At 72.7% G+C, this 21776-nt stretch carries 18 protein-coding genes; 3 read left to right on the forward strand and 15 right to left on the reverse strand.

Annotated features, from left to right (window positions below):
* Positions 1-24 precede the first annotated feature (24 nt).
* The 10 genes from OOJ91_RS03075 to OOJ91_RS03120 all read right to left on the reverse strand — a co-directional run bounded on the left by OOJ91_RS03075 (position 25) and on the right by OOJ91_RS03120 (position 10588).
* Complete coding sequence (locus tag OOJ91_RS03075) at positions 25-828, reverse strand: methyltransferase (protein WP_266242118.1); 804 nt, start codon at positions 826-828, stop codon at positions 25-27.
* 33 nt (positions 829-861) lie between these two features.
* Positions 862-1632, reverse strand: coding sequence for an ABC transporter ATP-binding protein (locus tag OOJ91_RS03080; RefSeq protein ID WP_266242120.1), 771 nt, complete (start codon positions 1630-1632; stop codon positions 862-864).
* The gene (locus tag OOJ91_RS03085) at positions 1632-2375 is read right to left on the reverse strand and encodes an ABC transporter ATP-binding protein (protein WP_266242122.1); all 744 of its coding nucleotides are present in this window, start codon (positions 2373-2375) and stop codon (positions 1632-1634) included. The genes OOJ91_RS03080 and OOJ91_RS03085 overlap by 1 nt, the downstream gene beginning before the upstream one ends.
* Positions 2372-3385: a branched-chain amino acid ABC transporter permease gene (locus OOJ91_RS03090; protein WP_266242123.1), complete on the reverse strand. Its 1014-nt coding sequence runs from the start codon at positions 3383-3385 to the stop codon at positions 2372-2374. The genes OOJ91_RS03085 and OOJ91_RS03090 overlap by 4 nt, the downstream gene beginning before the upstream one ends.
* Entirely contained in the window at positions 3382-4278 is an 897-nt protein-coding gene (locus OOJ91_RS03095) for a branched-chain amino acid ABC transporter permease (protein ID WP_266242125.1), read from the reverse strand. Before OOJ91_RS03095 ends, OOJ91_RS03090 begins: the two co-directional genes overlap by 4 nt.
* On the reverse strand, positions 4275-5468 hold the full coding sequence (locus OOJ91_RS03100; RefSeq protein WP_266242127.1) for an ABC transporter substrate-binding protein: 1194 nt from the start codon (positions 5466-5468) through the stop codon (positions 4275-4277). The genes OOJ91_RS03095 and OOJ91_RS03100 overlap by 4 nt, the downstream gene beginning before the upstream one ends.
* Positions 5469-5506: 38 nt before the next feature.
* The gene (locus OOJ91_RS03105; protein ID WP_007460021.1) at positions 5507-5911 is read right to left on the reverse strand and encodes a roadblock/LC7 domain-containing protein; all 405 of its coding nucleotides are present in this window, start codon (positions 5909-5911) and stop codon (positions 5507-5509) included.
* A 16-nt stretch (positions 5912-5927) separates the two neighbouring features.
* A complete protein-coding gene (locus OOJ91_RS03110) occupies positions 5928-8306 on the reverse strand; it encodes a sensor histidine kinase (protein ID WP_266242131.1) in 2379 nt (792 codons plus the stop codon).
* A gap of 254 nt (positions 8307-8560) precedes the next feature.
* Positions 8561-9040 (reverse strand): helix-turn-helix transcriptional regulator, encoded by a 480-nt coding sequence (locus OOJ91_RS03115; RefSeq protein WP_266242133.1) that lies wholly within the window; start codon positions 9038-9040, stop codon positions 8561-8563.
* A 255-nt stretch (positions 9041-9295) separates the two neighbouring features.
* Complete coding sequence (locus OOJ91_RS03120; RefSeq protein WP_266242135.1) at positions 9296-10588, reverse strand: cytochrome P450; 1293 nt, start codon at positions 10586-10588, stop codon at positions 9296-9298.
* A 411-nt stretch (positions 10589-10999) separates the two neighbouring features.
* Between OOJ91_RS03120 and OOJ91_RS03125 the strand changes: the two genes are divergently transcribed.
* Both OOJ91_RS03125 and OOJ91_RS03130 read left to right on the forward strand, forming a co-directional pair.
* Positions 11000-12157 (forward strand): FHA domain-containing protein, encoded by a 1158-nt coding sequence (locus OOJ91_RS03125; protein ID WP_266242137.1) that lies wholly within the window; start codon positions 11000-11002, stop codon positions 12155-12157.
* Positions 12154-13302 (forward strand): serine/threonine-protein kinase, encoded by a 1149-nt coding sequence (locus OOJ91_RS03130; protein WP_266242139.1) that lies wholly within the window; start codon positions 12154-12156, stop codon positions 13300-13302. Before OOJ91_RS03125 ends, OOJ91_RS03130 begins: the two co-directional genes overlap by 4 nt.
* On the opposite strand, the gene OOJ91_RS03135 is transcribed toward OOJ91_RS03130, so the two are convergent.
* The 5 genes from OOJ91_RS03135 to OOJ91_RS03155 all read right to left on the reverse strand — a co-directional run bounded on the left by OOJ91_RS03135 (position 13289) and on the right by OOJ91_RS03155 (position 20339).
* Positions 13289-14842, reverse strand: coding sequence for a serine/threonine-protein kinase (locus tag OOJ91_RS03135; RefSeq protein ID WP_266242141.1), 1554 nt, complete (start codon positions 14840-14842; stop codon positions 13289-13291). The genes OOJ91_RS03130 and OOJ91_RS03135 overlap by 14 nt on opposite strands.
* 116 nt (positions 14843-14958) lie before the next feature.
* Entirely contained in the window at positions 14959-15909 is a 951-nt protein-coding gene (locus OOJ91_RS03140; protein ID WP_266242143.1) for a hypothetical protein, read from the reverse strand.
* 87 nt (positions 15910-15996) lie between these two features.
* Positions 15997-18927, reverse strand: coding sequence for a glycosyl hydrolase (locus OOJ91_RS03145; protein WP_266242145.1), 2931 nt, complete (start codon positions 18925-18927; stop codon positions 15997-15999).
* A 185-nt stretch (positions 18928-19112) separates the two neighbouring features.
* The gene (locus tag OOJ91_RS03150; protein ID WP_266242147.1) at positions 19113-19496 is read right to left on the reverse strand and encodes an MmcQ/YjbR family DNA-binding protein; all 384 of its coding nucleotides are present in this window, start codon (positions 19494-19496) and stop codon (positions 19113-19115) included.
* A gap of 87 nt (positions 19497-19583) precedes the next feature.
* Positions 19584-20339, reverse strand: a complete 756-nt coding sequence (locus tag OOJ91_RS03155) for a DUF1223 domain-containing protein (RefSeq protein ID WP_266242149.1) — start codon at positions 20337-20339, stop codon at positions 19584-19586.
* 248 nt (positions 20340-20587) lie between these two features.
* Here OOJ91_RS03155 and OOJ91_RS03160 point away from each other — a divergent pair, with 248 nt between their 5' ends.
* Positions 20588-21763, forward strand: a complete 1176-nt coding sequence (locus OOJ91_RS03160; protein WP_266242151.1) for a lactonase family protein — start codon at positions 20588-20590, stop codon at positions 21761-21763.
* The last annotated feature ends 13 nt before the right edge of the window (positions 21764-21776 follow it).

The following is a 21776-nucleotide window of genomic DNA, read 5'->3' on the forward strand; positions in this document are numbered from 1 at the left end:
ACCCACCACGGCCCGGGGAGTGGCCTACCTGGCCCGCCGACCCCGTGTCGACACGAAGTGGTACGACATGACGGCGAACGAAGGGTCGCGCACCAGTCGCCGGAAGGCGGTGAGCTGCTGGGGCGACAGCCCCGCCGCCAGCAGGTCCGGCTCCAGCTGACGGGAGTTCGTCTCGTAGAGCGACGTGCCTGTCGACCCGCCGGCCCAGCTCTGCGAGTGGGTGCAGGTGTCCACGTCGGTGAGGCCGGCGAGGATCATCTCGGTGTGCACGTCCTGCGCCCACCCCAGGTCGGCGCCGTGGTCCTGCAGCACACCCATCATGGTGTCCATCACCTGCGCGAACAGCTTCGCGGCGTCGTCGCTCGGCGCGTGCAGCACCCGCACCGGCGTCGTGCAGTCGAACTCCTCGACGAGCAGCCAGCCGCCGGGCGTCAGCGCGCCGGCGAGGGTGCGCAGGACCCGTCGGCGCTCGGGCAGGTGCAGCAGCACGAGACGGGCGTGGACCAGGTCGAACGCGTCCCCGGGCGGCAGGTCGGTGCGGACGTCGTGTCGGCGTACTGTCACGTTGCCGTCCGCCCGCAGGTGCGTGGGGTCGATGTCGGTGGCCAGCACGCCGCCGTCCGGGCCGACCGCGCGGGCGATCCGCCGGGCCATCGAGCCGCCACCGGCCCCGACCTCCCAGCAGGTCGACCCGAGGCGCAGCACCGGGCGAGCCAGGCGACGCATCGTGATCGGGTCCAGGAAGGACTCCAGCGCCCGCATCTGCGGGACCGCGTCCGGTGCGCCGTTGTCGAAGGTGTACGCGCCATCGCTTGTGGGAGTCGCCATCGTCTTCTGCCTCTCCGTGGGGAAACGGGGGACCTACGGGGTGTCGGCCCAGAGCCGAGGGGTCGATCGGTGGGCCGGGGGCGGCGGCGTGGCGGCGATGCTGACGATCGCCTCCAGCGAGCCCGGGTCGCTGCGCGCCTCGGCGGTCGGCCTGTCGTAGACGACCCGGCCGTACTCCAGCACCGCCACCCGGTCGGCGATCTCGATCGCGTGGCGGAGCTGCTGTTCGACGAGCAGCACTGTCAACCCGCCGGCGGCCAGGTGCCCGATGAGGTCGCGGACCCGCGCGGCCAGGTCGGGGGCGAGCCCCTCACAGGGCTCGTCGAGCAGCAGCACCAGTGGTTGTCCGAGCAGCGCGCGGGCGATGGCCAGCATCTGCTGCTCACCGCCGGAGAGTTCGCAGCCGCGGTGCCGCAGCCGTGCCGCGAGCCGGGGCAGCAGTTCGAGGATCCGGGGCACCGTCCAGCCCTCACCGCCGGGTGTCGCGGCCCGCCACGGCGACGCCGCCAGGACGAGGTGCTCGGCCACCGTCAACCGGGAGAAGACCCGCCGGCCCTGCGGGACGAGTCCGACACCGGACTGGGCGACCCGGTGGGGTTGCCGCCCGGCCACGTGGACGCCGCCGATCTCGATGCGTCCACTGGAGGCGCGTACCAGCCCGGCGATCGTGTGCACGAGGGTGCTCTTGCCAGCCCCGTTGCGGCCCACCACGGCCTGGATGCTGCCCGGGTGCACCCGGAGGTCCACCTCGTGCAGCACGATCCCTCCGGCGTAGCCGGCGCAGAGCCGCTCGACGTACAGCATCAGGACACCCCGTCGGCGTAGGCCCGCCGCACCAGGGGCGAGGTACGGATCTCGTCAGGTGTGCCGGCGGCCACCGTCCGGCCGTCGCGCAGCACGGTGACGGTGTCGCAGAGGGCGTACACCAGGTCCAGGTGGTGCTCGACGAGCAGCACGGCGACCTGCCGGGGCAGCGCCGCCAGCAGCTCGGCCAGCCGGGCGACCTCGGTGGCCGACAGCCCGGCCGCGGGTTCGTCGAGCAGCAGCAGGCGGGGACGGCCGGCGAGGGCCATCGCGATCTCCAACTGCCGGCGCTGCCCGTGCGCGAGGTGACCGGCGGGCACCGTCGCGAGATCGGACAGGCCCAGTTGGTCGAGCAGCCCGGCGGCGAGCCGGCGGGCCGCGCCCCGGGTTCCACCGGGCCACCACCTGCGGTGTCGGACGGTTCGGGGCAGGGCGGCGACCTCGACGTTCTCGATCGCGGTGAGGGTCGCGAAGACCGCCGGTCGCTGGTGGGTCCGGTTGATGCCGCGCCGCGCCCGTGCCGCCGGGCCGAGCCGGCTGACATCGCGTCCGGCGAAGCGGACCGTGCCGCGCTGCGGCCGTGTCGTCGCGCCGAGCACGTTGAGCAGAGTGGTCTTGCCGGCCCCGTTGGGCCCGATCAGGGCGTGTCGCTGACCGTCGTGCACGCACAGGTCGACGTCGGTGAGCGCGGCGAGCGAGCCGTACCGCACGCTGATCTTCTCGGCGCTCAGCAGGCAGTTCATACGCGCAGCTCCGGCGTCACGTCGCGGTCGCGGGTGGGCGTCGCGTCCGGTGGGCGCGGCGCGGGGATCGGTCGCGGACGGCGGGCCCGGGTGACGCCTGTGGGCAGCAGGTAGACAGTCGCCACGAACAGCGCGCCCAGCACCAGCGGCGCGTGACCGGGCAGCACCCCGAACAACCAGTCGCGTACGGCGATGACGAGGACCGCGCCGACCAGCGCGCCGCCGACCGAGGCGGTGCCGCCGATGACGACGCCGAGCAGGAGCAGCGCGGAGGTGTCGAAGCCGAAGTCGGCGGGGGAGATGTACTGCTGGGCGACGACGAGCAGGGAGCCGGCGGCGCCGGCGATCGCCCCGGCGGCGACGTGCGCGCCGGACAGGTACAACGGCACACGGTGCCCGCTGGCCCGCAGCCGCATCTCGTCGTCCCGGCCGGCGCGCAGCAGCACCCCCGCCCGGGTCCGCAGCAGAAGCAGGACCGCGCCGACGAGTGTCGCCACGACGACGAGCGTGTAGAGATAGCGGGCCTGGTCGGTGACCAGTACCGGCAGTCCCCAGAAGGGACGGACCCCGGCGATGCCGGCCAGGCCGTCCGTGCCGCCGGTCACCGACCGCCAGCGCCCGAGGACTGTCACGGCGAGTTCGCCGACGGCCAGGGTGATCATCAGGACGATGACGCCCCGGGCCGGGACGACAAGCGGCAGGGTCACGGCGGCGAGCGTCGCGCCGGCCAGGGCCGCCACGGCGACCTGCACGACGCCGACGTCGGAGACCTGGCTGCCGAGCACCGCGCTGGCGTACGCGCCGGCCGCGTACGGCGCGGTCTGGCCCAGGGTGGGCATGCCGGCGACGCCGGTGAGCAGCGCCACGCTCACCCCGACCAGGCCCAGCGCCAGCGTCCGGGCCAGGATCGCCGCGGTGTAGTCGTCCACCACCCACGGCGCCACCAGCAGGCCGGCCAGGACGAGCGTCGCGACGGCGGCGCGTACCCGGCGCAGCACCTCGTCCCTCACGTCGCCACCCAGCGCAGGGCCAGACCGCGTGCCCGCACGGCGAGCACGGCGGCCATGGCGGCGAACAGCAGGAACGGGGCGGCGGACGGCAGCAGCGCCACGCCCAGGGTCTGGATCTCGCCGATCGCCAGCGCCGCGAGCAGGGTGCCCACCATGGACCCGAGGCCGCCGAGGACGACGACCACGAGCGACAGCAGCAGCACCGTGTCCGCGGTGTCCGCGCCGGGGCCGATGATGGGCGCGCCCAGGACCCCGGCCGCGCCGGCCAGCGCGCCACCCGCGGCGAGCACACCCACCCTGATCCGCGTCGGGCTCACGCCCAGGCACGCGACCATCTCCGGGTCGTCCACGGCGGCGCGGACAAGCATCCCGGCCCGGGTCCGCCGCACCGTCAGGTAGAGCCCGGCGGCGAGCGCGGCGGCCACCACGATGAACACCAGCCGGTACGCGGCGTAGCGGTGCCCGGCGACCTGCACCGACCCGTCGAGGGCGGCGGGCACCAGGACCTGCGGATCGTCGGGGCCGAAGCCGGCGACGAGCAGGCTGCCGCCGGCCAGCGCCACCCCGAAGGTCAGCAGCGCCTGGGTGAGATGGTTGCCGGTGGCGACAGGCGTGAGCAGGCCGGCGAGCAGCACACCCGCCGCGGCGGCGGCCAGCACGCCGACGCCCAGCGCCAGGGCCAGGCTCGTCCAGCCGCCGTCGAGCACCGCCGCGGCGGTGTAGCCGCCGATCGCGTAGAGCATGCCGTGCGCCAGGTTGAGGATGTTGGCGACGCCGAAACAGAAGACCAGGCCCGCCGCCGCCACGAAGACGAGCAGCCCGTAGGCGACACCGTCCAGCGCCGGGATGACGTACGGGTCGATCCGGTTCGGGCCGGCCGCCACCGCGATCACCGGCCGATGGTCGCGAGGTCACCCACGACTGTGTTGGACAGCGCCCGGCCGTCCTGACGGACCTGACGCAGGTACCACTTCTGCACGGGCGAGTGCGTGACGGTGGAGAACTGCCACGCGCCGCGCGGGCTGGCGATCTGCCCGAGCGTGCCGATCTGCGCGTTGATCGCCTCCGGCGTCGGGTCGCTCCCGGCGGCCTCGATGGCCCGGTCGAGCACCGCGGCCGCGTCGTACGACGCCAGGGCGTACGTGGTCGGCGACCCGTCGTGCTTGGCCTTCCACGCCGCGACGAAGCCACGGTTCTCGGCGTTGTCGAGGTCGGGGGAGTAGTTGAGCACCGAGAAGATGTCCCGGGCCGCCTCGCCCTGCGCGTTGAGCACGCCGCCCTCGGTGAGGAACCCCGCCGCGTACAGGGGAATGTCCTTGATCTCGGACTGCGCGTACTGCTTGACGAAGTCGACGGCGGCGCTGCCGGCGTAGAAGGTGTAGACCGCCTGCGCGCCGGACGCCTTGATCCGGGCGAAGTACGGCGTGAAGTTGGTGGTGGCCGGGAACGGGGTGAAGGTGGTCTTGCCGTCGGGGTTGGCGAGCGTCCCGCCGGCCTTGGCGAACGCCTCGGTGAAGCCGCGCAGCTCGTCCCAGCCGCCCTGGTAGTCGGGGCCGATGGCGTACACCGAGCCCTTGACGTTGTCGCGGACGTGCTGGGCGATGGCGGCGCCCGGCTCGTCGGAGAGGTACGAGGTGTGCCAGACCCGGGAGACGTCCTTGATCTCCGGCCGGCCGTTGGAGCCGACGAGCGGGACCTTGGTCTCCTGGAGCAGGGGGTAGACGCCGGCGACCGAGCCGCCGCCGACGATGCCGGTGAGCGCGGCCACCCGGTCCTGTTTGAGCAGCTTGGTCGCCGCGGGCACGGCGGTCGCGGCGCCGTTGCCCTCGTCGGCGACGACCAGGTCGACCTGTCGGCCGCCGAGCTTGCCGTCGTGCGTGTCCAGGTACAGCTCGAAGCCGTCGCGGATCTCCTTGCCGACGGACTGGTACGTCCCGGACAGCGAGGCGAGCAGACCGATCTTGATGGTTCCGCCGCCGGTCGTGCCGGGCTCGTCGGCGGCGCAGGCTGTGCTCGCGGTGAGCACGAGCGCCAGCAGCCCGGCGGCGAGGGCACGGCTGCGCGCGGGGGTGGTGAGGGACATGTCGTCTCCAGGGGAAGGGGAGGGTCTGTCGGTGGGGGTCAACGGCTGCGGGCGAGCGCCGCACGGGCCGCGGGGGTCAGGGCGTCGCCGATCCGGTTGGCAAGCTCGGTCATCTCGTAGGAGACCTTGCCCACGTCGCACTCGGGCGCGGCGAGCACCAGCAGCGACGCCCCGTCGTTGAAGGCCATGGAGAACATGAAACCGCCTTCGAGCTGGGTGACGTTGGAGATCACCGCCCCGGCGTCGAAGAACGCCGCCGCGCCCCGCAGCAGGCTGACCAGGCCGCTGCCGGTCGCGGCGAGCTGGTCGGCCCGGTCCGGTGGCAGGTCGCGGGTGGCGGCCACCATCAGGCCGTCGCTGGAGATGGCGATCGCATGGCTGACCTCGGTCGCGCGTTCGGCGAAGCTGTCCAGCAGCCAGCCGAGATCCTGGTGGTCGGTCACGTGCTCTCCCTGTCGGTCATGAGTTGCCGAGGTTGATCGGGGTACGCCGGCGGGCCGCCACTCCCCGGGCGTACGCGGCCATCGCGGTGGCGACCTGGGCCGGGTCCCGGTATTCGGAGCGTTGCTGTTGCTGGGGAACGGTCACGCCGCCGGGCACCAGGTGCCGCTGCGGCTGTCGTTTGGGCAGGCCGGAGTTGGTGGTCGCGGCCACGTCGGGCGTGTGCGCCTGCGCTGCGGTACGCCAGGCGTCGTCGGCGGGGCTGGACCACTGCCGGCCGTCGGAGGCGTCGACGACATCGGCGTGGAACCAGTGGTTGACCTGTTCGAAGATGAGCAGCTCCTCGGTCGGCGCGTCACCGGGGTCCACGCTGGGCGTCGGGCGGAACACGGGCGCCGCCGGCAGGGTCCGCGCCGCGGGGGCGTGCCCGGCGGTCGGCTCCGGCCGCGGCCGGTACGGCGGGGGCGTGGACGTGCGGGCGGCCCGGCGTGAGAGCCGGCCGGGTGCCAGCAGGTACTCCTCCGGCGGCAACGACCGGATGATCGCCGCGGGCAGCGTCGCCTCGGCGAGGGTGCCGCGGCGGGGGCCGCGACGCAGTTGGACGCTGGCGCCCAGGCGGGCCGCGAGCTGTCCCACGACGACCAGCCCCATCGCCCGCACGGCGGCGACGTCGATGGCGGGTGGCCGGGCCAGCAACTCGTTGAGCTGCTGCAACCGCTGTGGGGGCAGGCCCACGCCCTCGTCGCTGATCTGGATGATGACCCGGTCGCCGAGGCTGCGGCCGCTCACCCAGGTCTCGCTGCCCGGCGGCGAGTACGCGGTCGCGTTGTCCATGAGTTCGGCGAGCAGGTGCACGACCTCGTCGACGGACTTGGCGGCCACGGCGACGTCGCCGTCGACCATGCCGAGGCGGATCCGCGCGTAGTGCTCGATCTGGGACAGGGCCGCCTGGAGCACCTGCTGCAGCGGCACGTCGTGTTGGCGTACCCGGCCCACGCCGACGCCGCCGAGCACGAGCAGGCTGGCGTTGATGCGGCCCATCCGGGTCGCCAGGTTGTCCAGGGTGTAGAGCTGGTGCAGGCGGTCGGGGTCGGTCTCGTCCCGTTCGACCCGGTCGACCTGGGCGAGGACGGCGTCGACAAGCCGCTGTTCGCGCCGGCTGAGGTGGATGAAGATGTCGGCGGTGTTGGCGCGCATGACGGCCTGTTCGGCGGCGGTTCGCACGGCGGCCTGGTGCACGGCGCTGAACGCCTGACCCAGCTCGCCGATCTCGTCGTCGCTGGAGGGTTCGAGGGCGGCCGTGGACTGTTGACGGGCCAGCTCGTCGGGATCGACGCTGGCGCTGTCGGGGCGTTGCAGCCGGGCCACCACGGCGGGCAGCTGTTCGAACGCGACGGCGTTTGCGGCGTCGCGAAGGCGTCGCAGCCGGCGGGTGATCTGCCGGGCGACAGCCCAGGTCACAAGCGCGGTCAGCAGCAGCGCCAGCAGCACGCCTACCGCCTCGGCCACGGCCCTGCGGCGCTGGTCGGCGTGGGCGGCCCGAACGTCGTCGAGCACCGCGACGTCGACGCGCCCCCGCAGGTCGGCGAGGCGGGAGGCGCGCTGCTGTGTCGTGGACACCCAGTCGGTGGTCTCCAGGCGCAGTCGCGCGCCCGGCTGGGCGCGGGACACCTCGTCCTGCATCCGTTGCAGGGCGAGCGCCTCCTTGCCGGTGCCGGCCTGCTCCCACCAGATGCTCCACTCGGCCGGGGCGAGGGCCAGGAACGACAGGCTGGCCTCGGTGTAGCTGGTGCGGGCCGCGGTGATGTCCTGTTGGGTGGCGGGGGTCAACTCGCCGGCCGCGACGGCGCGGAGCACGGCGACCTGCTGTTGGCCGATCGCCTCGGCGGTCTTCGACAGCGCGGCCGAGGCCCGGATCCCGTCGGCGAGCTGGGCGTTGACGACGCCGTGCGAGACGTTCTCCCGGAAGGTGATCAGATCGGCGATCGCGATGCGGTAGCTGAAGGTCATCGCGGACACCGAGGCGTGCTCGGCCGTGCGGACCTGGGTGCGCAGCGGGGACAGGCCGTCCAACGCCGCGTCGACACGGCGCAGGAGCGCCGCGTTGGCGTCGGTGGGCACCCGGTCGCGCTGTCGGCGGTACCGCTCGACGGCGGCGTCGGTGGCGGCCAGCTCCACGCCGAAGGCGTCCTGCTGCTGTCCGTCGGGGTGGGTGAGCAGGTCGGCGGCGGCGACCCGTTCGCGTTGCAGCCGGTACGCCAGGTCACCGGCCTCGGCGCCGAGGCGTGCCACGACCTCCAGGTCGCTGGCTCGGGTCGTCTGACGCGCGCTCTCGGTAAGCGCGAGGCCGGCGAACCCGATGACGGCCACCAGGGGCGCCGCCACGATGAGCCGCATCCGCCCGGCGATCTTCCAGGCGCGTCGACTCCTCGGGTAGGGTCGGGCCGCGTGGGACCTCGTGCTCGACGCCAAGATTGACTCCCACGACTCGTCGATGACGGTCTATACGCACCTTGCCGAATGCAAGTCCCATTCCGCCGGAACCCGCGCTCGGAGGCCAGACCTGGCCGTGGTACAAACTGGCCGTACCAGCATCTGTACCCAGAGTCAGCGGCCGGTGGCGCACCACCGTCGGTCGTGGACGCCCGCGCTCAGCGCTTGTCGTCGAGGTGCTCGGGCGCGTGGCGCGGCCCGGAGTCGTCCGCTTCGGGTTGGCTGCTGAGCACCTGGCCGATCAGCTCGCGCAGCTCGTCGATGGCGTCCACCACTGCGCCCGGGTCGCGCGCGTCGCGCCGACCCCGCTGGCGTGGCACGGGCGGATCGAGTCGTGCCTGCTCCGCCGATCGGGGGCCACGCCGGCCGTCGGCGGCCAACTGCTCGGCCGCGACCTGCGGCCACAGGGAGGCCAGCAGGCCGCCGGTGTCGAGCACGTCGTCGCAGCGCACCGCGAACTCGTGGCTGCCGAAGCGGCGGCCCGACTCCACCGCGGCGACCGTCTCACGGCTGAACCGCACCAGGTCCGCCAGGGCCCGCTGGGTCAGTCCCCGTCGGATACGGCAGCTGCGCAGCTCCCAGCGGAACTGTTGACTGGCCGCGGAGTGAGCGGCGCTCGGCGGGGGCGTGTGCTCCATGCGCTCACCTTCGTGGCACCGGTGAAATCAGCAGCAGGTGCCAGATCGAGATTGGCCGATGGGCTGAACATTCATAGGGGGCAATTCTTAACCCTGGACACGATGGGTGTGAAGACGTGCGCCGCGATGGATCGCCGCGCAATGCGCACGAGGCCACGTGCCCGACGCGCCCCGAGGCGCCGGGGGCACGTCGCGCCGGGTCCACAGGGGTCGCGTCGGTCGGCCCGCAGGTCAGCGCCACCGACCTCCTCGTCGTCAGGCGGCCCGCGCCTCGGTGGCGGCGGCCGGGGCTGCCGTCGGGCCGTCGGCGGGCGCGAGAACATCGATTGTCGCGACGAGTGTGTGGTGTGCGCGAAACGAAACACTGGGCTTGAACGAACGACGATTCTCGGATTCCAGTCGGAGGCCGGGAATGGCCTCGGCGAGTCGGGCGAGAGCCACGCCGGCCTCCAGTCGCGCCAATGCCGCGCCGATGCAGAAATGCGGGCCGTGGCCGAACGACAGGTGGTCGGCGGCGTCGAGGCGGCGCGGGTCGAACCGGTCCGGGTGGGCGAACACCGCGGGGTCCCGGTTCGCCGCCCCGATCATCAGCAGACACCGCGCGCCCGCCGGAATGGTGGCCCCGCCCACTGTGACGTCGCGGCGCGTCACCCGCAGCCAGCCGTCGATGGCGGGCGCGAACCGGAGGGTCTCGGTCACGAAGTCGGGCACGGATCGCGGGTCGGCGACGAGCGCGCGCCATCGCTGCGGGCGGGACAGGGCCTGGTCGAGCGCGTGGGCGAGCAGGCCGGCGGTCGTCTCGTGCCCGGCGACCAGGAGGTTGAAGGCGAGGCTCGCCACCTCGGTCACCGTCAGCACCGTGTCGTCGTCGTCGCGGTAGGCCAGCGCCCGGCTGATGAAGTCGGCGCCGTCGCGTCCACCGTCGAGCCGCTGCCGCACCAGGTTCTGGCAGTAGTGCCAGAACTCCAGCAGACCCCGGGCCAGGCGTACCTGCTCGGCCGGGTCGGGCTGACCCCAGATCAGGGCGACCTGACCGTCCGCCCACCGCCGGATCTGGTCGACGTCGGCATCGGGCACTCCCAGGATGTCCAGGATGACAAGCAGCGGAAGCTCGGTGGTGAACGCACCGACCAGATCCGCCCGCTGGCCCGCTCGGGCGACGAGCCGGGACACCAGTTCGTCGACGCGGCGACGGATGATCGCGCCGTACTCGGCCTCGGCCCGGTCGGCGGTGTTGGCGAAGGTGGCCCGCAGGGCGCGGCGGGTACGGGGGTGCGTCGGCGGGTCGGCCGCGGCAGTCGTGGGTGGCGCGTCGATCTGCATGATGACGCTCATCGCCTCCGGGCAGACCTCGTAGATCGGGGCGAGGGTGAGGGCGTTGCCGAACGTCGCGGCGTCGGCGAGGGCGTGCCGGACGTCGGCGTGCCGGCTGATCAGCCACAGGTCCAGATCCTCGGCGTAGGGCACCCGGTCGGGATCGTCGAGAATGCGTCGCCAGGCGCTGGCGGGGTCGGTGAGATAGACCCCGGAGAACGGATTCAACTGCATGGAACGCCTCCTGTCACACCGCGCGAAACCAGCGGCGCTCGCATTCCGTACGTCGCCGAAGGCGGGCCGACAATGGTGCGCATCTGCCGGGTTCTCCTCACGGTGCGCCGACCCGATGCGCAAGTCAAGATTGGTCACTATCTATTTGCGGGTCGCGACAATTGCCTATTGCGGACCCGTTCCGGCTCTGGCCGGCTGCACCTTGCACCCGGGTGCTTGCCGGATCCATCGCCTCCGGGCAAGGCCGATCGCGACACTCGCGATCCCGGTCGGACGTTGGGATTGCCCGCTTGCGCTCTTCTCATTCCGAGGCAACGATTCCGTGGAACGCAGGTGACGCCGCGGCGCCTGTCACACCGCCGGTGCCGGCTCAGGCGCCGACGCGGCGGCCTCCGTTGCTACCGTGACCACATGGGACCGGAGGCACAGCTGACCCTCGATGCGATGGCTGCGGACTTCGTGGTCGACCTGTCAAACGTCATGCGCGACGACCGACTCTGCGGCGCCCGCCCGGTGGATCTGCGACGCTTCCTCGACCTGCTCGCCGCGCTCGTCACGTACACGGGCGACGAGGCGGTGCAGGTCTACGCCGTGGCGGACTGGTCACTGCTGCGCCAGCCGGGTCTGACCGCGGACGAGAAGGCGACGCTGCACAAGTGGTATCACCGCGGCCGGATCGAGGTCAGGCCGGGCGCCGACGACCGGCTCATCGAGCTGGCCGAGACCGCCGAGCTGCGGGTGATCAGTCGGGACAACTTCGAGGACGCCTACCGCGCCCATCCGTGGATCCCCGGCAACCGCGACCGGTTCCTGCATGCCGCGCCCGGCCCGGGCGGCGCGAACGTCGTGGTCGTGCCCCGCATCATGCCGACACCGCCGGAGTGGCACATCTCCCGTAAGGAAGAGGAGAGTCTCCTGCTGCGGGCGGGGATGTACGACAGGCGCCGCGGCACGGGCGCTCGGCGCGACCTGCTGACCCGGCAGTGGCGCTGCCCCCGCCACGACTGCCCGATGTTCGGCGACACCGCCGCCGTCGACCAGCCGGTTCCCGTCCACCGCCAGGGAGTCGTGCGCTGCCCCACGCATCACGAGCCGATGGTCGACATCGGGCCGAGCACTCCACGGGTCCAGCTGAAGGTGCGCATCGACGGCGTGCCGCAGGCCCGCTTCATGGTCCGCGCGGGCGCGGCAGTCGTGGTGGGTCGGGCCCCGGTCGAGCCGGGTGGGGTGGCTCTCGCCCCCTGGTTGACGCCGGCGGCCCGCCACTGGATCAGCCGCAGACACGTGGATTTGAGCTGGGACGGGACCGCGCTCACGGTCCGCGACCTGAGCGCCAACGGCACCCGGATCCGTCGCGAGGGCACCTCTGAGACCGGTCGGCGGATCGGGGCGGGGCGTCCGTGGCGCCTGCGCAAGGGCGAGGTCATCGTGCTGCACGACGGTGTGGAGTTGGTCGTGAGCGGGCGCGCGTTCGTGTTCGACACGCCGGCGCAGCCGCCGACACCGCGCGGCACGGTGGCCGAGGAGGCGGCGACCCCCACCATGATCCACCGGCCGAAACCGCGATGAGCATCGAGGGAACCCGGCTCGCCGGCCGGTACCGGGTCACCGCACGGCTCGGCGCGGGTGGCCACGGGACGGTGTACGCGGCCCAGGACGAGCGGTTGCGCCGGCTCGTCGCGGTCAAGCTGCTGACCGAGAACGCTGATCCCGAGTTGCTGGCCCGGTTCCAGCGTGAGGCCGAGATCCTCGCCATGATCAAACACCCGAACGTCGTGGCGATCTTCGACGTGGGGCGGCATGACGACGGCGCGGCGTTCGTGGTCATGGAACACCTGGCCGGGCCGAACCTCGCACACGTCCAGTTCGACGCCGGCTGCCTGAGCGTCGCGCAGACGCTGCGATACGCCGTCCCGGTCGCCGACGCGCTGGTCTGTCTGCACGAGCATCCGACGCCGGTGATCCACCGTGACCTCAAACCGCAGAACCTCGTGCTCGACGCCGACGGGACGGTCAAAATCTGCGACTTCGGTGTCTCCACAGTGCCGGAGGCGATGCTGACCCGGCTCACCCGACCGGGCATGGTGCTGGGCACCGCCGCGTACATGTCGCCGGAGCAGTGGCGGGGCGACGACCCGGACCGCGCCACGGACATCTACTCCCTCGGCGCCGTGCTGTACGCGTTGCTCGCCGGCGGACCACCGCTGCGCATGCAGGGCGGCCCCGCCACCTGCGCGCGGCGCGTCGAGCGGGAGGCCCCGGAGCCGATCGTCGACCGTTGCCCCTCGGTGCCGCCGGCACTGGCCGACCTGATCCACGCCATGCTCGCCAAGTCAGCCGCCGCTAGGCCGACCGCGCGAGCCGTGCGCGACGCCCTGCGCGCGACCGCGACCGCCGACGCGGCCCGGTCTCCGGCCGGCGACGTCGACCCCGCCGTGCAGGAGGGTGACCTGCTGCTCGCCGCGGGCCGGTACGCCGAGGCCGCCCGGCACTTCACCGACCTGGCCCACCGGCTGCGCGACGTCGGCGACGTCGACCCGGTGACGCGTGTCGCCGCCGAGTTCGGCCGGGTGCGCAGCAGGTTCGGCCTCGGCGAGGAGGCCGTCGCGTCGCTGCGCCTGGTCCGGCTCGCGGCCCGCGCCCGGGCCGCGCTGGGCGACGACCACCCGTTGGTCCGCCAGATCGACGCCTACCTGGACGTCAAGAGTCGCTAGCGCGGTCCCACACGGTGGCCGTGGCCCCGATCCCGACCGCTCTGTCGCTGCCGACCGAGTCGATGACGAGCAGCACCATCCGGGCCTGGTCGGTCTTCAGGCAGACGACGTCCTTCCTGGCCACTCGCAGCTCGGTCGTGCCCTGGGTCGAGACCAGTTCCCGGCACTGCTGGAAGGTCGGCGGGGCGCCGCCGGTCCACCTCGCCATCGTGCTCGTGTCGCCATATTGGATCACCGGGCCGGGCAGTGGCATCGTGGCGTCCATCTCGGCCGCTTCCGGATCGACGGCCGGCGGCACCGGATCCAGGTCGATACCACGTCCGCTGATCCGGACGGGACCCGTCCACTGGATCGCTGGTGTTCTCGGTGCGGTGGCCACCGGGGCGGTCGGTGTCGGCGAGCCACCTGTGGTGGGGGCGCTGGCCGACGGACCGGCGGCCGGGGCGCTGGTGGACGCGCCGGTGTCCGCCGAGCCGGTGCGGTCCCCGGTCGAGTCGGGCCGCGTCGCGATGCCGATCGCCACCCCGCCGGCGAGCAGGACGACGCCGAGCGTCGCGGCGAGCAGGACGCGGCGTGCGTTTCGTGGACGGGACGGGCCGGGCACGGCGGCCGACGGCGGGGCAGTGGACACCTGCGGGCGGCCGCCCGGAGGGTCGGCGACGATCGAGGCCAGCGCCGCGCCGTGGGCCGCGACCGTCGCGGCGACCGGCTTCGGCAGCCAGTTCGCGCGGAAACGGGGAATGCCGCCGCACGCCTCGATGATGTGGGCCGTGGTCGGTCGGGCCGCGGGGTCCCGCACCAGGCAGGTCTCGAACAGCGCCCGCAGCTCCGACGGGCAGTCGGTCAGGTCCGCCTCGGCCTCGGAGACGCGCCGTAGCACGCTCAGGTAGTTGCCGTCGCCGAAGGCGGTTCGGCCGGTGGCGGCGAAGAAGCCGACCGCGGCGAGCGTGAAGACGTCGGAGGCCGGCGTCACCGGAGTGCCGTTCGCCTGCTCGGGCGACATGAAGGAGGGCGTGCCGATGGGCGTCTGACTCATCGTGAGGTGGGTCGCGTCGACGGCGCGGGCGATGCCGAAGTCGATGACCCGTGGCCCGTCGGCGGCGAGCAGGATGTTGCGGGGGGTCAGGTCCCGGTGCACCACGTCGGCGGCGTGGATCGCCTGCAGTGACTGCGCGACGCCGGCGAGCATCGCCCGCACCGTGCCGACCGGCAGCGGACCGTTGTCCCGGACGGCCGCGAGCAGCGTGGGCCCGGGCACGTAGGCGCTGGCCAGCCAGGGCGTACCGGCATCGATGCCGGCATCGATCACCTGGGCGGTATGGACGCCGTGGACACGCTGTGCGGCCTGGACCTCCTGGGCGAAGCGCTGCCGGAACCCGGCGTCCTCGGCGTACTCCCGGCGCACGACCTTGAGTGCGACGGCCCGGCCACCGGGGGTGAACGACAGGTACACCTGGCCCATCCCGCCGGCGCCCAGTCGCGCACGCAGCAGATAGCCGCTGATCTGGCGGGGATCGTCGCTCGTCAGGGGTGTGAACACGGATGATCCCCTCCTCGGGTGGTGCCGCGGGGCCACCGCCATGAGCGCCGCACCGAGCGCGCCCATGGTAGCGCCGACTGCGCGCCACGCGGGGGCACGACCCTGGGGAGGCCGTTTCAGCCGTCGGCGTTCTGGCTCGCCGGCGTGGTCAGGTGGGCCAGCCAGCCGCGCAGGCGCCGCAGCGTGCCCGCCGATTCGAGCAACGAGAGTCCGCCGCCCACCATCGCCACGCCGGCCGTGGCGGCGACCATCCCGACCGGGTACTCCCGGGCCTGGAACGCCAGCAGGCCCAGCACGGTGACCGCCGCACCACTGAGCGCCAGCAGCGCCCCGGCGAGGGCGTCGAGCCGCTCGGCGAACACGAAGACGAGCGTCACGCCCAGCCAGCACAGGCCGGCCACCGCGACCACGACGGCGGTCACCACCGAGCCTTCGCGGGCCAGGCTGACGCTTGCGGGAACGCTGAGCACGCCCAGCGCGCCGGCCCGGGACCACGACACGCGGGCCTGGCGCAGCAGGGCGAGGCCGGCGCTGTCCGCGCCGAAGAGGTGCCGGCGCAGGCGCAGAACGAGAAGGCCCAGCAGCACGGCGAAGGTCCCCAGGACGACCCCGAGGAACCGGCCGCCGGTCCGCTCGACGCGCACGGCATCGGTGACGACGAACAGACCCGCGGTGCAGACGCTGATCCCCGCGAGCGAGGTCAGGGCTGTCGCCCGCTCCCGCGCGACAAGCGCGGCGCAGGCGATCGCCACGACCGCCGCCAGGGTGAGCGGCCCCGCCCACGACGACGGTGTCGTCACGGCCAGCGCGACACCGGCGACCGCGACGGCGAGCAGGATCCGGGGCAGCGCCTCGGCCAGCGGGGCGCGCTCGTCGAGTCGGTTGTGGCCGTACACCACCGCCACCACCAGGATCATCGCGCCGACGGCGACCGGTGGGAGGACTGTGGCCAGCTGGTTCAGGGCCACGGCCGCGCCCGCCGGGCCGAGCCACCCGACCAACCGCAGCCGCCACCGCCCCGTCCCGGCCCGCGGCGGGGAGGGCTGCGGTTCGCGTACGGACGACATGCCGCAAGCCTCGCACCCGGGCACCAGTCCGCGGCGAGTGCTCGCCGCCGGCCGGAGCGCGGTCGGCGGCGAGCGTGGAGCCACGGATCAGGAGTACGGAAGGCGCAGCACGGACTGGTTGCCGACGCCCAGCGTGGTCGGGTTGTTGCCGATGGCCGACCAGACCTCCACCCGGACCGTGCCGTTGCTCAACGTGCCCAACGAACCGGTCGCCGAGGCGAGGCCGGCGGCCTGGGTGTAGTGCTCGTAGCCGGCGACCGGGTCGGTGGCGAAGTAGCGCCACGTCTCCGTCCGGTCCCAGCTGCCGTTGCCGGTCAGGTCGTAGGACACGCGCACCTGCACGCCGTTGCCGACTGCCGCGCCGGCGTCGAGGAACAGGTCGAACGTGGTCTGCGCCCCGGAGTAGGCGAGGTTGAGGCCTGTCGCCGTGAAGACCTGCGGGTTGGTCGGCGTACCGTCGTGGTTTCCGTTGGCGGCCGCGACGGTGGTCGTGGCCGCGCTGCCGGCGGCGCCCAGCCCGCCGCCGGCCAGCAGGTAGCGCGTCGGCGAGCCCGAGTTCGGTGGCGGCGTGGTCGGTGCGGCAGTGGTGGGCGGGGGAGTCGTCGGCGGGGCCGTGGTGGGCGGGGCCGTGGTGGGTGGCGCGGTGGTCGGCGGGGTCGTGCTCGGCGGCACGCCGCCGGAGGCGTTGCCACCGCTCCAGGTGTACGCCCCGGTGGTGGCCGTCCGGCCGGCCGCCACGGTGAGTCGGGTGCCTGTGGAGAACGTGACGGTGATCGGGCTCGCCGTCGGGTTCGACGCCACGTAGGTGCGTGCCCCGTTGCGGGAGAAGACCGCGCTCAGTGGGTGGTTGGCGGTGACAGTCGTGTCGACGGTGCCCAGCGCCGCCAGGTTGCGGATCCAGTGGAAGGTGTGCGCGCGGCTCTCCCCCTCCTCGGGCGTGTAGCCGGGGTTGGCGCGCAGGTTCGCCAGGGCCGCGTCCGGATCGCCGAGGGCCTGGAACTGCCAGAGGATGTCCTGCCACACCGTCGGCGGTCCACCGTTGTTGCGGACCAGCTCGGCGTAGTTGGTGCGCATGTACGCCGGGTTGTTGCCCAGGTAGAGGTGCCCACCGGTGACCGGCAGCAGGTTGATGCCCTGGATCATCTCCGGCTCGCCGCTGAACCAGGTGGCGTACGCGCCGCCGTCGCCCCAGACCATCCCGACGGTCGAGTGCCCGAAGGCGGCGGGGAAGTTCTGGTCGCTGGCGTCGAACCAGTACTCCTGGATGGCGGCGGCCTGCGTCGTGTACAGGAAGATGCCGGCGTCGCGCACGGCGGTGTCCCCGGTGACCTGTCCCCACTGGATGAGGGCGTTGGCGAAGTTCATCCCCTCGGAGGACGACTCCTGGTTGTTGCCGGAGCCGAACGAGCCGTGCCCGGAGGCCCAGTCGTGGCCGGCGTAGATGTCGAAGTCGCGCAGGTAGGGAAAGCGGGTGTCGTCGCGGCGGTAGTTGTTGGCGTCGCGGATCAGCAGGTCCACCATGCCGCCGTAGCGGCTGGTCGCGGCCCACGACGGGTCGAACTTGGCGAGCGTCGCGGCGGCGGCGATGAAGTAGCCGTAGTGGAAGTGGTGGTCGTTGAGTTCCTGGTCGGAGCCGTACGACGCCGGGTAGCCGATCAGGGTGCCCCAGTTGGCGTCGTAGTAGAAGAGCCTCTGGGTCTTGCCACTGGAGGCGGTGAACCAGTCGGTGAGGGTGCTGCGGATCGCGTTCAGGGCGCTGTCGCGGGTGGCCGTGTCGTTGACCAGGTCGGCGACCTCGGCGAGCCGGGCGGCCCGGCCGAGCCCCTTGCCGGTCCAGTACGTGTCGTTGCCCCGCTGGTCCATCGGGTTGCTGCGGGTGGCGGCCAGTTGGCTGGTGAGCGTGGCCAGGTCCGTGCCGCTGCCGTCGCCGACGGCCGGCAGTTCGGGCAGGACCCCCTGGAACGCCATGGCGGTCCGGAACTGGTTGACGCCGGTGAGGACCTTCATCCGGCCCCGCGCCGACGGGTAGGTGGGCGTGATCGGCGTCGAGCCGGCAAGCGACTTCCACTGGTGCGGGTAGAGGCTGACCACTGTCTGCGTGGCGGTGCCCTCCCGGGCGGTGGTGGTGAACGCGTACGTCGTGCTCAGGCCGTTGGTCGTCGGGTCGTAGGCGTAGGAGACCCGGGTGCCGGTGACGTGGGCGTGCGCGTACCTGCCGTAGGTGGTGGCCAGGTCGGCGCGCTCGGTGGCGTTGGCCGTCGGGGGCAGCAGGGCGACGGAGAAGTAGCCGCGACCGGCGAGGGTGGAGGAGATGCGGCCACCGCTGACGGTCCAGGTCGCGCCGCTGGGGGCGTACGCCACGTAGTCGTGGCCGTTGACCCGGAAGCCGATGGTGGCGCCGCCTGTGGACCAGACGTCGGGGGTGCCGGACGTGCCGATCACCGCGTCGCCGCCGCTGGCCTGGAAGTACGCGAACGGTAGGCCGTGGCCGATGGTGGCGCGCAGGGTGCGGGTCCCGTCGCTCCAGTACGGACTGACCGTCCAGTCGGTCCAGCCGTCCACAGTGACCTGGGGCGCGGCGAGCCCGGCCACGCCGACGCGGATGTCCTGCACGTACGGGTAGTGGTACTCCCCGACGCCGGTGGCCGTGCCGCTGATGGCGGGCGTGGAGTTGGCCGAGAAACCGAGACCGTCGGTGAACGTGTCGTACGAGGTCGGGTGGGCGTGCAGGGGCTCGCTGAAGGCGCAGTCGGTGCGCTTCCACAGCAGCGAGGACCACCAGTCGTTGGTGGGCACGGCGCCGGCGGGCGCGTTGGCGGTGGCGTACTGCCGGGGGTTGCCCGACATCGCGCCGCAGCCGGTGGGGAGCGCGCCGACGGGAGTGGTGGTGTAGCTGCCGGCGCCCACGGGCGCGGCCTCGGCGGCGCGGGTGACGGGGATCGTGAGGCCACCGACGACCAGGGCCAGGGCGGTGGCGGCTGCCAGGGCCCAGCGGCGGTGGGGGACGGGAGGTTTCATGGTGCCTCCATCGCGCGTCCCGGTACGGACCGTGCCGACCCGGGCGCGTAGCGTCTGAATTGTGGAAAACGTCGATCGAGAGAGCGCTCTCTCAGCCGGCACGGTAATCGACCGTCGAGATCCCCGTCAATGTGTCGGTCCGGTTGCGTGCTGATGTCGCAAACTGATCGCCCGCCGCGCGGCGGCTAGCCCTCCACCGCGCCGATCCCGTCCAGCTCGGCGTGCAGCGCGTCCGGCGCACGCATCCGCCACGCGTCGGTCACGAGTTCGCTCAGGCGGTCGACGTCGACTGCCGCCAGGCGCAGCAACACCAGCGGGAGCCCCTCGTACCCGGAGGTCGTGAAGAAGACCTCGGGTTCGCCGAGCAGGAGGGCCTGCTTCTCCGCCTCGTCACCGACGAACAGCACCGCGATGTCGCGCCGGATCACCCGCGACCTGCCCGGACTGCGCTCGGGATAGGACCAGACGAAACCCTTGTCGGCCACCCGGAAGTCGAAGCCGTCGCTCTCGATCTCGACAGTGTGGGGCAGGGCCAGGGCCAGGCGGCGTACGTCGTCGGCGTCAGCCACCGAAACCCCGCACCGCGCGTGCCGTAAGCATGTGCCGAGGTTACGCACCGGGACCGACAGCCGTCGGGCGGGCCGCCCGACGTGGCGTCAGCCCGCCGCGACGGACAGGTCGACGGCCGTCGCGCCGAGGACCGCCCGGTCGCCCTCGCGCTGGACGTAGCCGATCACCGTCGCTCGGCGGGGGTCGAGATCCGGCGGAGTGGTCAGCTCCACCCGGCCCTGCTCGGCGTCCAGGGGCACCGACGCGAAGGCGCGCACCACGTTGTCCTGCCGCAGCGTCCGGCCGGCGTTCTCGCCGCGGGCGATCGCGCTGTCCAGGCCGCGCTGCACGACAGCCACGTTCACCACGGCGCGCTGCGGCGGCCGCCGCACGCGAAAGTCCAGCGCCACCCCCTGTCCGCCGTCCGCGACCTCCGACACGGAAAGCGTGAGGGGCGCGGTGACGGCCGAGGTCAGGGCCGACGCGATGGCGCTCGCCGCCCGACGCCTGTCCGAGCCGACGAACTCCAGGGTGCCGTTGACGATCATCTGCGGCGTGTAGAGCCCTCCGGTGCCGAACCTCCGCGCGTACGCCTCCTGCCGCGCCGTGTGCGACGCGTCCGCGAACTGGTCGGGCCAGCCCAGGTCGTCCCAGTAGTCGACGTGGAAGCCGAGGGCGAAGACCGGCTCGCCCCGCGTCCGGGCGTCGTGGTCGATCTCGGTCAGCAGCTCCTCGGCCGGAGGGCAGCTGTTGCAGCCCTGCGAGGTGAACAGCTCCACGACGGCGACGCCGCCGCCCGTCGCCGAGGGCGGCGGATCCGGCGAACGGGCAGGGTCCGACCCGTGGGGCGACGGGTTCGTCATGGCGTCTCCTCCCAGAGCTGCTGACGCCCCTGCGATTCCCGTTACCGCACCGACAACGCCTGGTCACCGGGGTCGCGAGGGCCGATGGGTGCGTCCACGGCCGGCAGGTGCCGCACTACCACGAATCCGCCGTTGCGCCCGCCAGTGTCACTTACGGGTAAACGCCATCTAAACGGCGTCATCCTTCGATAGCTTGCCAATGAGAGGAAACCTCGTATTTCTTCCACAATGCGGCTAAGGAGTCAGTAATGAAGCGCAGCGTAGCGCTAGCGGCGGCCCTCCTGGTGGGTCTGACAAGTGCCGGAACGCTCCCCGGAGCTGCCTTCGCCGACGGCGGCGGCCCAGCGGGCAACCACGAAGAGCGCGGGGGAGGTGGAAACCACCACGACAGCGAGGGCGCGGTCTTCGTCCAGACCAACAAGGCCGAGGGCAACACCATCAAGGTGTACGACCGTGACGAGGACGGCCGCCTCACCAAGGCGGGTGAGTACGAGACCGGCGGGCTGGGCGGCTTCACCATCGGCGCGCCGCTGGACGCGCTGGCCTCGCAGGGCTCCCTGGTCTACCACAAGGGGCTGCTCTTCGCCGTCAACGCCGGCAGCAACACGGTGACCGTCTTCCGCGTCGACGGCACCCGGCTGCACAAGCTCCAGGTCATCTGGTCCGGCGGTCTGCTGCCGGTCAGCATCGCGGCCCGCGGTGACCTCGTCTACGTCCTCAACGCCGCCGGCGAGGGCTCGGTGCAGGGCTTCGAGCTGCACAAGGGACGCCTGTCGCGGATCGAGGACGCCAACCGGTCGCTCGGCCTGCACAACGGCAACCCGCCCGCGTTCGGGACGGCCCCGGCCCAGGTCAAGATCGACCCGGACAGCGAGTTCGTCCTGGTGTCGACGAAGATGGCCAACGTCATGTTCAGCTACGAGATCGGTCGCCACGGCGAGCTGGCCCGTAACCCCGTCGTCAGCGACGCGGGGAACACGCCGTTCGGCTTCACGTTCGACACCAGGGACTCGCTGCTGGTCACCGAGTCGGGTGCGAACGCGGTGAGCCGGTTCGAGCTGGAGGACGACGGCGCGCTCGACCAGGTCGGGCCGTCGGTGCCCAACGGTCAGCAGGCGCCCTGCTGGATCCAGCGCGTGGGCGACTACTTCTTCGTCGCGAACGCCGGTAGCTCCACCATCAGCTCCTACCGGGTCGACGACGACGGCAAACTCCAAATCGTCAAGGAGGTGGCCGCCGACACCGGTGGCGGGTCGATCGACATGACCACAAGCGACGGCTTCCTGTACGTCCAGAACGCCACCGCCGGCAACGTGCAGGGCTACGAGGTGCACGACGACGGCTCCCTGAGCCTCGTCACCACAGTCGAGGGCCTGCCGAAGTTCACCGACGGCATCGGCATGGAGGGCATCGCCGCCTCCTGACTGTCGGCACACC

The organism is Micromonospora lupini, from assembly GCF_026342015.1.
GTDB lineage: Bacteria > Actinomycetota > Actinomycetes > Mycobacteriales > Micromonosporaceae > Micromonospora > Micromonospora lupini_B.

Coding starts and splice junctions, on each gene's coding strand:
- OOJ91_RS03155 (WP_266242149.1), bottom strand. CDS start 20,339: ATGACGAACCCGTCGCCCCACGGGTCGGACCCTGCCCGTTCGCCGGAT.
- OOJ91_RS03120 (WP_266242135.1), bottom strand. CDS start 10,588: ATGCAGTTGAATCCGTTCTCCGGGGTCTATCTCACCGACCCCGCCAGC.
- OOJ91_RS03110 (WP_266242131.1), bottom strand. CDS start 8,306: ATGCGGCTCATCGTGGCGGCGCCCCTGGTGGCCGTCATCGGGTTCGCC.
- OOJ91_RS03140 (WP_266242143.1), bottom strand. CDS start 15,909: ATGTCGTCCGTACGCGAACCGCAGCCCTCCCCGCCGCGGGCCGGGACG.
- OOJ91_RS03160 (WP_266242151.1), top strand. CDS start 20,588: ATGAAGCGCAGCGTAGCGCTAGCGGCGGCCCTCCTGGTGGGTCTGACA.
- OOJ91_RS03085 (WP_266242122.1), bottom strand. CDS start 2,375: ATGAACTGCCTGCTGAGCGCCGAGAAGATCAGCGTGCGGTACGGCTCG.
- OOJ91_RS03115 (WP_266242133.1), bottom strand. CDS start 9,040: ATGGAGCACACGCCCCCGCCGAGCGCCGCTCACTCCGCGGCCAGTCAA.
- OOJ91_RS03125 (WP_266242137.1), top strand. CDS start 11,000: ATGGGACCGGAGGCACAGCTGACCCTCGATGCGATGGCTGCGGACTTC.
- OOJ91_RS03145 (WP_266242145.1), bottom strand. CDS start 18,927: ATGAAACCTCCCGTCCCCCACCGCCGCTGGGCCCTGGCAGCCGCCACC.
- OOJ91_RS03080 (WP_266242120.1), bottom strand. CDS start 1,632: ATGCTGTACGTCGAGCGGCTCTGCGCCGGCTACGCCGGAGGGATCGTG.
- OOJ91_RS03100 (WP_266242127.1), bottom strand. CDS start 5,468: ATGTCCCTCACCACCCCCGCGCGCAGCCGTGCCCTCGCCGCCGGGCTG.
- OOJ91_RS03130 (WP_266242139.1), top strand. CDS start 12,154: ATGAGCATCGAGGGAACCCGGCTCGCCGGCCGGTACCGGGTCACCGCA.
- OOJ91_RS03075 (WP_266242118.1), bottom strand. CDS start 828: ATGGCGACTCCCACAAGCGATGGCGCGTACACCTTCGACAACGGCGCA.